This is a genomic window from Spiroplasma endosymbiont of Atherix ibis (assembly GCF_964020005.1).
In the GTDB taxonomy this organism is placed as follows: domain Bacteria; phylum Bacillota_I; class Bacilli_A; order Mycoplasmatales; family Mycoplasmataceae; genus Spiroplasma_A.
Map to the genome: position 1 here is coordinate 381,903 of NZ_OZ026474.1, position 15,560 is coordinate 397,462.

Sequence of the window (15,560 nt, forward strand, 5' to 3'; positions counted from 1 at the left end):
GAAAAATATTATGAAAAAAACAACTTTTACAGAAGAAGATTTTATAAAATATGAAGATCCAAAAAATGTTATGATGCAGTTATTTGGAATAACTTGTTCAGTTTGTGGAATTGATGAAATTGATTTTATTGATGAAAAAGCGCCTAAAACTTTGGGACAAGTTGCACAAGAAATATTAGAGGAAAATCCAGAAATTAATGATGATGATTTAAATGAAATGATAGAACCTCAAGTTGAAGCTTGACAAAAATTAGATGATTATAATGCTTCAATTGGTATTCCAACGTTTTTATGCTATAACTGTAATGATCAATTAATTAATGGAGAGATTTCAATTTCAATTAACAATGATGAAAAATAATATCTTTTAAGGAGAAAAGTTCATGAAATTTGTAGATTTAGCACATTTTAATATTAAATCAGGCAAAGGTGGCGATGGAGCTGTCTCTTTTCGTCATGAACTTTATGTTGCAAATGGTGGACCGAATGGTGGTGATGGTGGCAAAGGTGGCGATGTTATTTTTATTGCAGATGAAGGAAAATCTTCACTATTAGATTTAAAATTACAAAAATTTTATAGTGCAGAAGATGGTCATAAAGGTGATATAAAAAATATGCACGGTAAAAATGGTAAAGATATTTATATTAAAGTTCCTGTGGGAACTATAATATATAATGTAGATACTAATGAATTATTGCATGACTTTATAAGTGATGGTCAACAAGAAATAGTTGCTTTTGGTGGAAAATGTGGAAGAGGAAATGCAAGATTTGCAAATTCAAGAAATAAGGCACCAACAATTTTTGAAGCTGGAGATCCAGGACAAGAAATAAATATTAAAGCAGAATTAAAAGTTTTAGCAGATGTTGGTTTTGTTGGATTGCCAAATGCAGGAAAATCTACATTATTGAGAAATATTTCAAATTCAAAGCCACAAGTTGAAGATTATCCCTTTACAACTTTAAATCCACAATTAGGAGTTTCAAGAGATAAACAAGGAAGAACTTTCACGGTAGCTGATTTACCAGGATTAATTGAAGGAGCAAGTTTAGGAAAAGGATTAGGGCATGAATTTTTAAGACATATTGAAAGATGCAAAATTATTTGTCATGTAATTGATATGTCAGGAAATTATGCAACAGAAGATGTAATAAATAATTATGAATTAATTAGAAAAGAACTTATTGAATACAATTATAATTTAGAAAAAAGAGAAGAAATAATAGTTGCTAATAAAATGGATATTGATGAAGCTCAAATAAATGTTTTATATTTTAAAGAAAATTATAAAAATAAAAAAATTATTGAAATTTCAGGCTTAAATAAAATTAATATTGATCTATTGCTTTTAGAAATTGGTTCAACATTAGAAAAAGTCAAAGATATTCCTCTTTGAGAAATTAAAGAAGAAAATGATCAGGACTATAAAGTTTATACATTTGAATCTGATTTAAAAGATATACAAGTTAAAAATCTTGGTAATGGTAGATGAAAAATTGATGGAGAATATGTTTATAAAATTTATCAAAAAACTCCTATTTCAACTTATGATAATTTATTATTATTTAATGAGAAATTAAAAAAATTAGGAGTTTATAATATTTTAAGAGAAAAAGGCGCACAACAAGGTGATATTGTTAAAATATTTGATATAGAATTGGAATGAATGGATTAATATGAAAATAAAGGATTATTTAAACTATTTAGTTGAATGAATAAGAGAAGAAGTAAAAAAAGCAAATCAAAAGGGCGTTATTGTTGGAATAAGTGGAGGAATTGACTCTGCAGTTGTAGCTGCACTTGCAAAAAAAGCATTTCCAAATGATTATATTACATTATGAATGCCTTGTAATTCAAGTGAGTTAGATGAAAAATGCAAAGAAGAGTTAATTAAAAAGTTAGATTTAAAAAATGTTACAGTTGATTTAATTAAACCATTTGAAAGTATATCAAATTCGTTAAATGATTCAGGAATTAACCAGTCAAAATTAGCACTTGCTAATACTAAAGCAAGATTAAGAATGTCTTTGCTATATTCAATGGCTCAAACTCATAATTATTTAGTTTTAGGAACAGATAATGCAGATGAGTGACACATTGGTTATTTCACAAAATTTGGTGATGGTGGTGTGGATTTATTGCCAATAATTAAACTTTTAAAAAGAGAAGTAAGAGAAGCTGCAAAAATTTTAGGAATTCCAGATTCTATTATAAATAGAGCTCCAACTGCAAGTTTATGAGAAAATCAAACTGATGAATCTGAAATTGGATTTAGTTATGATTTAATAGATGATTATTTAAGCGGAAAACAAGTAAATAATGAAGTAAAAGAAAGAGTTGATTATTTACATAAAATTTCTGAACATAAAAGAATAAGTGCACCAATGCCAAAAAATATAAGATAAAATAAATAAGTTTATTTAGAAATTTTATCAATTAATATCTTTTTTTGTTAGATAATTAAATAAATAAGGAGAAATAAAAATGACAGAATTACAAGCAAATAAAATAAGTGAATTTATTGATAGTTTGCCAGATGAAACAACAGATAAAATGTTTGAAGAATTAATTGCAGGAATGAGTTTATACTTTGCAATAGTTTTATTTGGAGAAGAAATTGAAAAAAATTATGAAGCTTTAAAATTAGATGGAAAATCATTAGAAGAAATAGCAAAAACAGTTAAGGAAACAGAAATTGGAGAAGAAGAAATTTATTCTGCATTAATGGGATCTTTACAAGAAGAATCTGATGCTAAGTTATTTGCTGAAGACTGTGTTCAATCAATAGCATTTAGTCCAGAATATCCTGAAGAAATAATAGTTAAATTAAAGGAACTAGATATTGAAATTAATGATTTTTCAATGAATTTAATTATTACATTAAAAGATGAATTTATAGATTTCTTTGTAAATGATCTTGATGTTGAAGAGTGAAAAAGCGATATTATTGACGCATTAGTAGCAAGCTGAGATTAAAAAATAAAAAAATCTAGATTAAAATTTAGATTTTTTTATTAAATATTATGTTAATATAATTATGATTGTAGATAGGGTAATTTACAGTTGGGCTAAAATAAAGGTGATTTTTATGAAAATATTATTATTCAGTGGAACACTTTTTAAAGTATTAGATTTTGAACTTTCTTTGACAGTTGTTTTGATTATTTTTACTATAATCGCTACAATAGCTTTAGTAATTTATTTGTTGATTCTTTTTCGAAAAAATAGAAAATTCTATTTTGAAAAAGAAGAGGTTTCAGGTGATGAATTTAAAAGACTTGAAAAATTTGAAGAACAAAGAAATTATTTTGAATTAGAAATTGCTAAAATTAAAAAAATTCAAAAAGAAAGAAAAAAATAATACGTTTTAAGCTTATAAAAAAGGGGGCTTTTTTTATGAGTGGATTATTTAATCCTTTTAAAAAAGAAAATTTAAATCAAAATGATAACCAACAAAATGTTGGAAATTTTGATTTAAATCAAAATCCTTATAAAAATCCAAATTATCAAAATGAAACAGCAATGTATCAAAAAAATTTGATTGAATCAAAAAATGAAGGTTATATAATACCAAGACAAAGAAATTTTGAAAACAGTTATTATGATCAAGTTCAAAATATTCCTCAATATAATAGAAGTGAAAATAATGGTGCAAATAGACCTGAATTAATTAATAGTCCGTATTTACAAAATAATCAAATGCAATATCAAAATCAACAGATGTATCAAAAACCTCAACAATTTCAAAATGTAAATAATTATAATAATTACCCAAATCAATATAATAATAATTTAAAACAGGAATATTTAGATTTTGAGAATAATTCAAGAATTGATTATGGAAATTTTAGAGATGAAAATCAATATAATAGAATGGTTTATTCTCCAAATAATCATATGAATAATATTCAAAGAAATAAAAATTATAATAGACCTTTATATGAAAATTATAATGTACCTAATAATAATATGCATTATGGTTATAATGATTTTTCAAATAATAATCAATTTTATAATCAAAACTCTCCATATGGTTATAATCCAGAAATAGATTATGCACCAGTAAGTTCAAACAATTATAATCCATATGATAAAAGTACTTACACTCAAAGATATAAGTCAGCAAGAATGATGCCAAAAGAAATTGGAAAAGAAGTAAGAAGTGAAAAATTAAGAATCTTTTTAATCTTTTTAATAGGATTAGTTGGAATAGTTACTTCATCTATAATGTTAGCTATTTTTTATAAAGCTGGAAATAATGGAACTTATATTGGAGTTAAGCGTGATCAAGTAATGTATCCATTTTTCTCAATTTTACTATTAATATTTTCATTAGGTTTTTTTGCTATAAGTCTTACAGATTTTGGATTTATTTTTTCTAACGTTAAAAAGTATTCAAGAGATTTATATTACGGAAAAGAGTCAGTTCCTTATTTTATAACAAGAAACTATAGAAGTTTAATATCAAGAGCAGTGTATTTAAATTGAATTGCTTTTTGCATATATATTTTTGGAGCTATTTCTCTTGGTATTATGTATGGACTTCAAAGTCAAGTTGAAACATTTTATTTCCTATTTTGAAAAATTCAGTTAAAATCATTAAACTCAGAAATTCAAACTAATATAATTGTTCTATTTGTAACTTTAACAATTCATATCTTAAATATTGTTACAACTAGAACTAGAAAAAATAATATTATAGGTTATTATGGCTATGAAATAATTCCTCAACAAGAAATTAAAGAAATTAGAAAAAGAGCAAATAAAATATGTATGATTATTTTCTTTATAACATTAGCAATTATATTATTTTTAATTGTTATTCCTTGACTAATTATTAGAAAAAAAAGAGGTCTTTCACTTAAACCTTGAGGAACAGTAGCTAATGGATAGAAAAATTAATAGTTTATATGTTCACATTCCTTTTTGTGAACATATTTGCTTTTATTGTGATTTTGTTAAAGTTAAAAAGCCTCAAGATCCAAAAATTATTGAGAAATATCTTGATAAGCTTCAAGATGAATTAGATTCTTATAAAAATAGATTAGATGATATTCAAAGTATTTATATAGGTGGGGGAACTCCAAGTTGTTTAAATCATGAACAAACTATTAGAATGTGTGAAATTTTGTCAAAATATACTGAAAAGAAAAATTTTGAATATTCAATAGAATTAAATCCTGAATCAGTAACTTAAGAAAAATTAAAGATTTATAAAAAATATAATATAAATAGAATTAGTATGGGAGTTCAAACTTTTGATAATGAATTATTAAAAAAAATTGGAAGAATTCATGATAATTCTATTGCAATTGAAGCATATAAACTAATAAGAAAAGTAGGTTTTAAAAATGTAAGTATTGATTTAATGTATAACTTATATGATCAAACAAGAAAGAACATTTATATAGATTTAGGTTATATTGAAAAACTAAAACCAGATCATATTTCTTGATATTCATTAATAATGAAAGAAAATTCAGTTTGAGGTAGAAAAAAAATGAAAGTTCCAGAAAATGATGAATTATTTGATGAAATAGTAAATGAATGATTAGAAAAGTTAGGCTATATTAGATATGAAATATCTAATTATGCTTTAAAACAAGAGAGTAAATCTTTTCATAATATAACTTATTGAAATAACTCTATTTTTGCAGGTGTTGGAATAGATGCAACTGGTTTTGAACAAAAAGAGGGTAAATATTATTTGACTAAAAATGAAGGAAACATTTTAAGCTATAAAAAGCAATTTCAACTTTTAACTAAAAATGATTATTATTTTAAAATAATTATGATGGGATTAAGATTAGTTGAAGGAATAGATTTAACATTAGAAACCAATCAAAAAGTTTATAAATTTTATGAGCAAATTATTAAAGAAAAAATTAATAGTAATTTATTGGAAATATCAAATAATAAACTAAAATGCACAGAAAGAGGATTTAATATCTTAAATGAGATATTAATAGATTTTTTATAATATGAAAAAAGCTTTAATAGTAGTAGATTATCAATATGATTTTGCAGATCCTAAAGGAAAATTATATGTTCCTAATGGAGAAAATATTAAAAAAAATATTGAAAAAAGAATTATAGAATATAAAAATAATAATAATTTAGTAATTTTTTCAGGAGATTTTCATCCTAAAAATCATATTTCTTTTTCTCAATGAGGAGAGCACTGTCTTGTTAATTCAAAGGGAGCAGAATTTTATGTTGATTCTTCAAAAGTAGATTTGTTTATTAAAAAAGGTACTGAATTAAACTATGATAGTTACTCAGCATTTTATATATCCCAAGATTTAGAAGTCGAATCTAATCTTGACTTGTGATTAAAGAAAAATAATATATTAGATTTAGAAATTTGTGGACTTGCATTAGATGTATGTGTTCAAGCAACTTATGATGATGCAATTAAAAAAGGATATAATGCTTTTATAAATTTTGATCTTTCAAAAAAATTAAAAAGTTAGTTTTTTTTTTTTTTTTAAAAAAAAAAAAAAAACAGTCAATTAATTAGTATGGAGGAAAATTTATGATTAAAGAAATAATTAATAAAGATGAGAGTAATTTAATTTTCTCAAAAATTGCAAGTGAGAAAGAAATAGCAAATTTTAAAGATATAATCTACAATTTTTTAAATCAACCTCAAGTAAAAATAGAACAGAAATATGATTTACTTTTTTCTAAAGCTATTAAAAAAATTGTTTTAAAGATTTAGTTAAAGAGCTTGAATTGGATTTTAAAACAAATTTTGTTTTATGAAAATTAACAGAGAAAATATCTTATTGAACAACAATGTTTTTTTCTAGTAAATTTAAAAATGAAAATGGTTTTAAATTACTGCAAAAAATATTTATTTTAAAACAAGTTTTTTTAGCTCAATTAAGATATAATTCAAATATTTGATTAAAATTGAATACAAATCAAACTTTAAAAATAAAATCAAAAAGAAAAGAAACAGAAATAAATTATAAACTTTTACTTCTAATGTATGATTTTAGAGAAGATAATGAAGATTCTTTTGTATTATTAAATGAAAATCAAAGAGAGATTTTAGACTTAGTTTTAAAATCTAATAATATAGAAGACTTTGTTAAATTGAGAGAAAAAATTAAAATAGATTTATTTAAATATTTACCAATAAATATGATGCTTTTGCAAGCAAAAGTTATTAAAAATAGTTCAAAATTAAATTTAAAAGAAAAAGCTAAATTATCGTATTTAACATTTATGCAATTGTTTTGTATATTTGTAGAACAAAATTTATCTAGAAAAAAAATGAATTAATTAAAAAACACTATTTTCAAAGTGTTTTTTTTAATATTTTTTTAATTAAATTAGCACTTTGATATTGACATTGCTAAAACAAGATGTATTATAATAATGATTAGCAAATAAGGTTATAGAGTGCTAATAAAAAAGGAGGAAATTTTATGGATTTTACACAAAAACCTAATACTTTAAATGATCCAGAAATATTAAATAAATATACAAGAGATTTAACTATGGATGCAAAAGAAGGAAAAATAGATCCTATCATTGGTAGAGATGATGAGATTATGAGAGTAATTAGAATTTTAAGTAGAAAAACAAAAAATAATCCAGTTCTTATAGGAGAACCAGGAGTTGGTAAAACAGCTATAGCAGAAGGTTTAGCTCAAAGAATTAACAAGGGAGATATTCCTAGCGTATTAAAAGATAAAAGAATTCTTGAATTAGATATGGGAAGTGTTATGGCAGGAGCAAGTTTTTTAGGAGATTATGAAGCAAGAATTAAAGGTATTGTAAATGCAATTCAAAAAGAAGAAGGTCAAGTAATTTTATTTATTGATGAACTTCACTTAATAGTTGGAGCAGGAAAAACTGGAAATGGAGGAGGAATGGATGTTTCTAATCTATTAAAACCTTCACTTGCTAGAGGTGGAATTAAAGTTATTGGAGCTACAACTTTAAAAGAATACAGAGAATATATTGAAAAAGATGCAGCACTTGAAAGAAGATTTCAAAAGGTAATTGTTAGTGAACCAACAATTGAAGAAACAATATCAATTTTAAGAGGTTTAAAAGAAAGATTTGAAACTTATCATGGAGTTAGAATTCATGATAATGCATTGGTTGCAGCAGCACAATTAAGTGATAGATATATTTCAGATAGATTCTTACCAGACAAAGCAATTGATTTAGTTGATGAAGCAAGTGCAACAATAAAAACAGAACTTGCATCAGTTCCTACAGAGTTATATCAAATTGATAGAAAAGTTATGCAATTAGAGATTGAAAAAGCTGCTCTTTCAAAGGAAAAAGATGAGAAATCTCAAGAAAGATTAGATCAAGCTGAAAAAGAATTAAATATATTAAAGAAAAAACAAACAGAATTTAATGATAAATGAAATGCTGAAAAAAAATCTTTAGAGAAAATTAATCAATTTAGATCAACAATAGATTCTTTAAAAATTGAATTAGAGCAAGCACAAAGTCAAGCTAATTATCAAAGAGCAGGAGAAATACAATATTCTTTACTGCCAGCTTTAGAAAAACAACTAGAAACAGCTTTAAATACTAATAAAGAAAAGTTGATATCAGAAGAAGTAACAGAAAATGAAATTGCATCAATTGTATCTAGATGAACTGGAATTGAAATGGAAAATTTAATAGAAAGTGAAAAACAAAAACTTTTAGGATTAAATATGCAATTGAAAAAAATGGTTAAGGGTCAAAATCAAGCAATTGAATTAGTATCTGATGCAATTATCAGAAGTAGAAGTGGTATTAAAAATCCAAATAAACCAATTGGAAGTTTCTTATTTTTAGGTCCTACAGGTGTTGGTAAAACTGAAGTTGCAAAATCACTTGCAAGAAATTTATTTGGAAGTGAAAGAAAAATGTTACGTTTTGATATGTCTGAATATATGGAAAAACATTCAGTTTCTAAATTATTAGGATCTCCTCCAGGATATATTGGTTATGAAGAAGGGGGTAAATTAACTGAAGCAGTTAGAAGAGCACCTTATTCAATATTATTATTTGATGAAGTAGAAAAAGCACATCCTGATGTATTTAATATTTTTTTACAAATACTAGATGATGGTAGAGTTACTGATTCGCTTGGAAAAACAATTGATTTTAAAAATACAATTATTATTATGACTTCAAATATTGGTTCTGATTATTTAATTTCAACTCCATCAGAATTAATAGATCAAGATATTTTAAATGAAAAACTAAAGCAATTCTTTAGACCTGAATTTTTAAATAGAATTGATAATATTGTAAATTTTAATTCATTATCAAAAGAAGTAATTAAAGAAATTATCTTAAAGACACTTGATGAATTAAAAGAAAGAGTTCTTTTAACAAATGAATATATTTTAAATTTTACAGAACAAACAATTCAAAAAATTTTGGATGAAGGATACGATCAACTTTATGGAGCTCGTCCAATTAAGAGATATATTGAAAGAAATATAGAAATTTTAATTGCAAGAGCAATAGTTGGGGGAGAAATGGAACCAAAAAGAAATTATGTAGTTGATGTAAATGATGGAAAATTTATTATAACAACTTCAAATAAATTAAATTAGCACTTGATTATTAAGAGTGCTATTGATAAACTAGATATGTATTGTTATGGAGGTGTTTTTAAGTGTTAACAGAGCGTCAAGAATTGATATTAAAATCAATTATTGAAGAATATATTAAAACGGCATTACCAGTTGGATCTAAAAGAATTCAAGAAGTGTTAACAATAGAAGTTTCTTCTGCAACAATTAGAAATGAATCGGCATTTTTAGAAGAAAAAGGATTTTTGGAAAAAGCTCATACTTCTTCAGGAAGAGTTCCATCAACAAAAGGTTACAGATATTATGTTGATAATTTAATGGAATCAAATAATATTGATGATATTAAATTACAAATAAATGAAATTTTTAAAAAAAGAGGAGCTACAATTGATGAGATTTTAGAACAAACTTCCTTAATCTTAAGTGAAATGACAAAGTTAGCAACTGTTGTGGCAACTTCTGAGCAAAATGATGAGTTACTACTATCAAAAGTTGAACTTGTTCCAATTTCATCTAAATCTGCTATAGTAATCTTTATTATTTCAAATGGAACAATTCAAAATAAAACAATAAATTTAGAATCAGTTTCATTAGAAGAATTAAAATTATCTATTGATTTATTTAATGAAAGATTAGTTAATTCAAAAATATCTGAAATTCAAACTAAATCGCAAGCAATTATACCTGTATTGAAATTACAAGTTAAAAAATATGAGTTTATTTTGCAAACATTAGTAGGTGCTTTGATTCATACAGATTCTAATAAATCAAAAACAAGAGGTGTTAAATATTTATTGGAAAATCCAGAGTTCAATGATCCAAATAAAATTAAAAATATTATTGAATTTATTGAAAATGCTTCTCCTTTTGCTTGATTTAATTATCAAAGCAAAACAAATAAACCTGTTGTAGCTATTGGATTAGAAACAGGCAATGAAAATGATGATATAGCTGTTATTGGTACTAACTTCCCCACTAAAGTTGGGGGGAAAGGTGCGTTAGTACTAGTTGGTCCTAAAAGAATTGAATACGATAAAGTATCAAAACTTTTAGAATGAATTAGCAATAAAATTGAAGAAAAATTTTTATTGGAAGGAGAATAATAATGGAAAAAGAAAAACAAAAAGAAATTTTGAATTTATTTGAAAGTGTTAAAAAAGAACTGAAAGTAAAATCAAAACAAACAAAGGAAAGTAAAGAAAATAAAAAAGAAGAAGAAGAAGAAGAAGAGCTTTCTGCAATTGAAAAGTTAGAATTAGAATTTGTAGCTTTAAATGAAGAAATTGCAAGATTAAAAGAAGCAAAATTAATAGCAATTGCTGATAATCAAAATACAGTTAGAAGATTTCAAAATGAAAGTATTTTAGTTAGAAAATATGGTGGAGAAAAATTAGCTTCAGAATTAATACCAGCTATTGATATGTTTAGAGGAGTTTTAAAATCAACTCCAGATAATCCTGAAATTAAAAATTATTTAATGGGATTTGAAATGATTATAAATCAAATAGATCAAGGTTTAACAAATGCTGGTGTTTCAATGATAGATGTAAAACCTGGAGATGATTTTAATCCTGAATTACATTCAGCAATTGAACAAATAAAATCAGATGAATTTGAAACAGGAAAAATTGTAATTATTGTTTCAAATGGATATAAATTACACGATAGAGTTATAAAACATGTTGCTGTTAAAGTAGCAGAATAATTAAAAATTAAATAAAAAAAGGAGATAAAAATTATGGCAAAAGAAAGAATTATAGGAATAGATTTAGGAACTACAAACTCATGTGTAGCTATTATGGAGGGTGGTCAACCAATGGTTCTTGAAAACCCAGAAGGTCAAAGAACTACACCATCTGTTGTTGCTTTTAAAAATAGTGATATTATTGTTGGGGGAGCTGCTAAAAGACAATCAGTTACTAATCCAAATACTGCAATATCAATAAAACGTGATATTGGAACAACTAAAAAAAGAAATTTGGAAGGGAAAGACTATACTCCTGAACAAATTTCTGCTGAAATTTTAAGATATTTAAAAAAATATGCTGAAGATAAAATAGGATCTAAAATTACAAAAGCTGTAATTACAGTTCCTGCATATTTCAATGATGCACAAAGAAAAGCTACAAAAGATGCTGGTAAAATAGCTGGTTTAGAAGTTGAAAGAATTATTAATGAACCTACAGCTGCAGCATTAGCATATGGAATTGATAAACAAGATAAAGAAATGAAAGTTCTAGTTTACGATTTGGGTGGAGGAACATTTGACGTTTCATTATTAGAATTAGCTGATGGAACTTATGATGTTTTAGCAACATCAGGAGATAATGAATTAGGTGGAGATGATTTTGACCAAAAAATTATGGACTGAATAAGTGCTGAAATAAAAAAAGAACATAATATAGACTTATCTAAAGATAAAATGGCTTTACAAAGATTTAAAGAAGAAGCTGAAAAAGCAAAAATTAATTTATCAAGTCAAGTTGAAACTGAAATTAATTTACCATTTATTGCAATGAATGAAAATGGACCAGTTAACTTCTCAACTAAATTATCAAGAGCAGAATTTGAGAAAATGTCTAAAGATTTAGTTGAAAGAACAAGAAAACCAGTTGAAGATGCTATGAAAGAAGCAAAATTAAAATCAACTGAAATTGATCAAGTTCTTTTAGTTGGAGGATCAACAAGAATTCCAGCAGTTCAAGAGTTAGTTAAATCATTATTAGGAAAAGAACCAAATAGAACTATTAACCCAGATGAAGTTGTTGCTATGGGAGCAGCTATTCAAGGTGGAGTTTTAGCTGGAGATGTAACAGATGTTTTATTATTAGATGTTACACCATTAACTTTGGGTATTGAAACAATGGGTGGAGTTATGACACCATTAATTCAAAGAAATACAACAATTCCAACAGAAAAATCACAAGTTTTCTCAACAGCAGTTGATAATCAACCAGCAGTTGATATTAATGTTTTACAAGGTGAAAGACCAATGGCAGCTGATAACAAGTCATTAGGACAATTCCAATTATCAGGAATTAAACCAGCTCCAAAAGGAACACCTCAAATTGAAGTTACTTTTAAAATCGATGTTAATGGAATTGTATCTGTTACTGCAAAAGATAAAGCTACTAATGAAGAAAAAACTATTACAATTTCAAACTCAGGAAGTTTATCAGATGCAGAAATTGCAAAAATGGTAAAAGAAGCAGAAGAGAATCAGGAAGCTGATAATAAAAAACGTAAAAATATCGAATTAAAAAATAAATCTGAAAGTTACTTAAATATAATTGAATCTTCAATAAAAGACGCAGGTACTTCAATGAATGAAGAGCAAAAAAAACAATCAGAAGATATGGCAAAAGAAATTCGTGAATTAATTGCTAAAGAAGATTATGAAGCTTTAGAGAAAAAAATGAATGAATTAGAACAAGCAATGAAAATGGCTTCAGAAATAGCAGCGCAACAAGCGCAACAAGCACAATCTGAACCTAAAAAAGAAGATTCAATAGAAGAAGATAAAGATAAAGAATCTAAATAATTTTAAAAAAAACTGTTAGTAGTTGTTTTTTAAAGATAGAAATGAGGTGTATTTATGGCTAAAAGAGATTATTATGAAATCTTAGGTATTGTAAAATCAGCATCAGAGGATGAAATAAAAAAAGCTTATCGTAAATTAGCTAAAAAATACCATCCCGATATTTGTAAAGAACCAAATGCAGAAGAAAAATTTAAAGAAGCTACTGAAGCAGCTGAGGTACTTTTAGATGCAAATAAGCGTCAAGCCTATGATCAATTTGGTCATGAATGTCTAAACGATATGGGTTCTGGTTTTGGTGGTGGATTTGGAGACTTTTTCTCAAATATGGGTGGAGCAAGTGATTTTTTCTCAGATATTTTCTCTAATTTTTTTGGAGGAAGAGGAGGCTCTTCTAGAAAGCGATCATCAAGAGGTAAAGATATTGTAATAAGTGTTAGTTTGAAACTTAAAGAATTATTATTTGGAGTAGATAAAGAAATTGATTTAGATTTAATTTCTAAATGTGATGATTGTGATGGAATTGGAGCAAAAAGTAAATCTGATATAGTAGAATGTGAAGTATGTAAGGGTCATGGAGTAGTTACAATATTACAAGATATGGGTATTGCTAAATTCCAAACTCAACAAACTTGTCCAAAATGTAAAGGAAATGGAAAAGAAAATAAAAATCCATGTAAAAGTTGTAGAGGTGATGGAACAGTAATTAAAAAAGAAAAAGTTATAATGCCAATACCAAAAGGCTTAGCACCAGATCAACAAATTGTTTTAAGAAATGCTGGTAATTATTCTATTGAAGGAGGAGAACGTGGTCATTTATACGTAGACGTTCATTTAAAAGCTTCAAGAAACGTTACTATAGTTAATGATTTTGATATTAAATTTAAATTTGATATTAGTTATTTAGATGCTCTTTTGGCAAATGAAATCTCAATTAAAACTTTAGATGGAAATATTAATATAAAAATTCCAAAAGGTATTAAAAATGGGGAAATTATAAATGTAAAAAATCATGGTTTATACAAAGGTGTTAAATCATCGCATAGAGGTAATTTATTATTACAAGTAAATATAGTTATTCCAAAAGAAATTGATAAAAATGAAAAAGAAAAACTAGAAAATATTTTAAAATCAACTGATTTTAAAGTTACAAATAATTTAGAAGAATAACCTTAGGGTTATTTTTTTGTCAAAAGTATTTATTTTGATTTAAATTAATTATTGTATAATCAATGAGTGGAGGTTTTTATGTCTGAAAAAATTAAAGTTCTAAAAATTAAAAAAAACTTACAAGATGAAATTGAAGATACTATATTAGATTTTCCTTCAAAAAGTATTTGATTTGAAGAAAATTCAGATGAATTAACATATTTAGATTTTGATAAAACAATTTCATTTAAAGAAAAAAAAACCTCAAAAATTGATTTTGTTCAAAATGCTAATTCTCATTTTTTTAGTCCAAATAATCAAGGTGATTTAAGTTTTAATAAAAGTGATATAGAAAATAAAAGATTTGAATCAATTAATTTAGTAGATAAAATGATTAAACCAAAAAATTCAAATATGAGAAAAGAAATTATAAATATGAGATTATTAAGTTATCAACAAGAGCAAAGAGATAAAGATTTTTTGCTTAATAAATTAAATGTTGATTTAAAACCTCATAATAATTTTAAGAATTATAATCTTGTTAAAAAGGAAAATAATTTTAAATCTGAAAATTGAAAAATAATAAAAAATTCTCTTGAAGCAAAAATTAATAGAATTAAAAAACAAATATTTTCTATTAATAAACAATTATTAAAAAAACCAGAAAGTAAAAAAGAAATGGAAGTGCCAAAGATTTTAAATAAATTAAAAGAACAAACTTTTACAAATCAAAATTTAGATTCTAAGGAAAAATTAGAAAAACAGGATTTAAATAATTCATTTTTAAAATCTTTAAATGAAATAAAATCTCAAAAAATTGAAAATAGCAAAATTAGTAATAATTATGTAAAAAAATTTGTAAAAGAAAATGAAAAAAATATTACAGTAAAATTCAATAATGAAAATTATAAACAAAATAATGATAATTCATTAATAAATCAAATTAACAAAAAAACTCTTTATAATGAAATGAATACAGAAGATCTTAAAAAATTTATTAAAGAGGAAAATAATAATTATTCAATTCCTGTAGTAAATAACTTAGATTATACTTTAGCAAATACTATAGATGATCTTGAAAAAGCTATAAGAAATCTTGAATTAGAAAAGAAAAAAATAAAAGAAATATTTTTTGATGAAAATGGAGAAACAACTGAACTGTTGGAAAGTTTACAAAAAAATGCAAAAATGAATAAAAAATCCTCTTTATTAAATTCTTCTATAGATTTTGATTTTTATGAAAATTGATTTGACAATTTTAATGACGCTGAAAATTTAGCAAAAGTAGATAATAAGAAAAAATAAAAAA

The 15,560-nt window shown here is 24.8% G+C and carries 16 protein-coding genes and 1 pseudogene; all 17 read left to right on the forward strand.

Translation table 4 applies throughout. From position 1 onward, the window contains the following. The first annotated feature begins 10 nt into the window (after window positions 1-10). The 17 genes and pseudogenes from AACK92_RS02120 (at window position 11) to AACK92_RS02200 (ending at window position 15,556) form a co-directional block, all read left to right on the forward strand. Window positions 11-361, forward strand: coding sequence for a hypothetical protein (locus AACK92_RS02120; RefSeq protein WP_339021520.1), 351 nt, complete (start codon window positions 11-13; stop codon window positions 359-361). Window positions 362-383: 22 nt separating this feature from the next. Then, the gene (obgE, locus tag AACK92_RS02125; RefSeq protein ID WP_339021522.1) at window positions 384-1,676 is read left to right on the forward strand and encodes a GTPase ObgE; all 1,293 of its coding nucleotides are present in this window, start codon (window positions 384-386) and stop codon (window positions 1,674-1,676) included. Further along, window positions 1,672-2,406: an NAD(+) synthase gene (gene nadE / locus AACK92_RS02130; protein ID WP_422397883.1), complete on the forward strand. Its 735-nt coding sequence runs from the start codon at window positions 1,672-1,674 to the stop codon at window positions 2,404-2,406. The genes obgE and nadE overlap by 5 nt, the downstream gene beginning before the upstream one ends. Window positions 2,407-2,485: 79 nt before the next feature. Then, on the forward strand, window positions 2,486-2,977 hold the full coding sequence (locus AACK92_RS02135) for a hypothetical protein (protein WP_339021526.1): 492 nt from the start codon (window positions 2,486-2,488) through the stop codon (window positions 2,975-2,977). Window positions 2,978-3,089: 112 nt separating this feature from the next. Beyond that, entirely contained in the window at window positions 3,090-3,362 is a 273-nt protein-coding gene (locus tag AACK92_RS02140) for a TIGR04561 family membrane protein (RefSeq protein WP_339021527.1), read from the forward strand. A 35-nt stretch (window positions 3,363-3,397) separates the two neighbouring features. Beyond that, window positions 3,398-4,894, forward strand: a complete 1,497-nt coding sequence (locus tag AACK92_RS02145; protein WP_339021528.1) for an MSC_0882 family membrane protein — start codon at window positions 3,398-3,400, stop codon at window positions 4,892-4,894. Further along, a pseudogene (locus AACK92_RS02150) lies at window positions 4,887-5,387 on the forward strand (radical SAM protein); the annotation flags it as partial. The gene AACK92_RS02145 and the pseudogene AACK92_RS02150, both read left to right, overlap by 8 nt. A 114-nt stretch (window positions 5,388-5,501) precedes the next feature. Further along, on the forward strand, window positions 5,502-5,981 hold the full coding sequence (locus AACK92_RS02155; protein ID WP_339021749.1) for a hypothetical protein: 480 nt from the start codon (window positions 5,502-5,504) through the stop codon (window positions 5,979-5,981). A gap of 1 nt (window position 5,982) precedes the next feature. After that, on the forward strand, window positions 5,983-6,474 hold the full coding sequence (locus tag AACK92_RS02160) for an isochorismatase family protein (RefSeq protein ID WP_339021529.1): 492 nt from the start codon (window positions 5,983-5,985) through the stop codon (window positions 6,472-6,474). 62 nt (window positions 6,475-6,536) lie between these two features. Continuing rightward, entirely contained in the window at window positions 6,537-6,722 is a 186-nt protein-coding gene (locus tag AACK92_RS02165) for a hypothetical protein (RefSeq protein ID WP_339021530.1), read from the forward strand. A gap of 14 nt (window positions 6,723-6,736) precedes the next feature. Next, window positions 6,737-7,291, forward strand: coding sequence for a hypothetical protein (locus tag AACK92_RS02170; protein WP_339021531.1), 555 nt, complete (start codon window positions 6,737-6,739; stop codon window positions 7,289-7,291). 146 nt (window positions 7,292-7,437) lie between these two features. Then, window positions 7,438-9,585, forward strand: a complete 2,148-nt coding sequence (locus AACK92_RS02175; RefSeq protein WP_339021532.1) for an ATP-dependent Clp protease ATP-binding subunit — start codon at window positions 7,438-7,440, stop codon at window positions 9,583-9,585. A 62-nt stretch (window positions 9,586-9,647) separates the two neighbouring features. After that, on the forward strand, window positions 9,648-10,667 hold the full coding sequence (hrcA, locus tag AACK92_RS02180; RefSeq protein WP_339021533.1) for a heat-inducible transcriptional repressor HrcA: 1,020 nt from the start codon (window positions 9,648-9,650) through the stop codon (window positions 10,665-10,667). A gap of 2 nt (window positions 10,668-10,669) precedes the next feature. Further along, window positions 10,670-11,269, forward strand: a complete 600-nt coding sequence (locus AACK92_RS02185; protein WP_339021535.1) for a nucleotide exchange factor GrpE — start codon at window positions 10,670-10,672, stop codon at window positions 11,267-11,269. A gap of 33 nt (window positions 11,270-11,302) precedes the next feature. Continuing rightward, on the forward strand, window positions 11,303-13,105 hold the full coding sequence (gene dnaK / locus AACK92_RS02190) for a molecular chaperone DnaK (RefSeq protein ID WP_339021537.1): 1,803 nt from the start codon (window positions 11,303-11,305) through the stop codon (window positions 13,103-13,105). Between the two features lie 54 nt (window positions 13,106-13,159). Next, complete coding sequence (dnaJ, locus tag AACK92_RS02195) at window positions 13,160-14,272, forward strand: molecular chaperone DnaJ (RefSeq protein WP_339021538.1); 1,113 nt, start codon at window positions 13,160-13,162, stop codon at window positions 14,270-14,272. A 78-nt stretch (window positions 14,273-14,350) separates the two neighbouring features. After that, complete coding sequence (locus AACK92_RS02200) at window positions 14,351-15,556, forward strand: hypothetical protein (protein ID WP_339021540.1); 1,206 nt, start codon at window positions 14,351-14,353, stop codon at window positions 15,554-15,556. Window positions 15,557-15,560 lie beyond the last annotated feature (4 nt).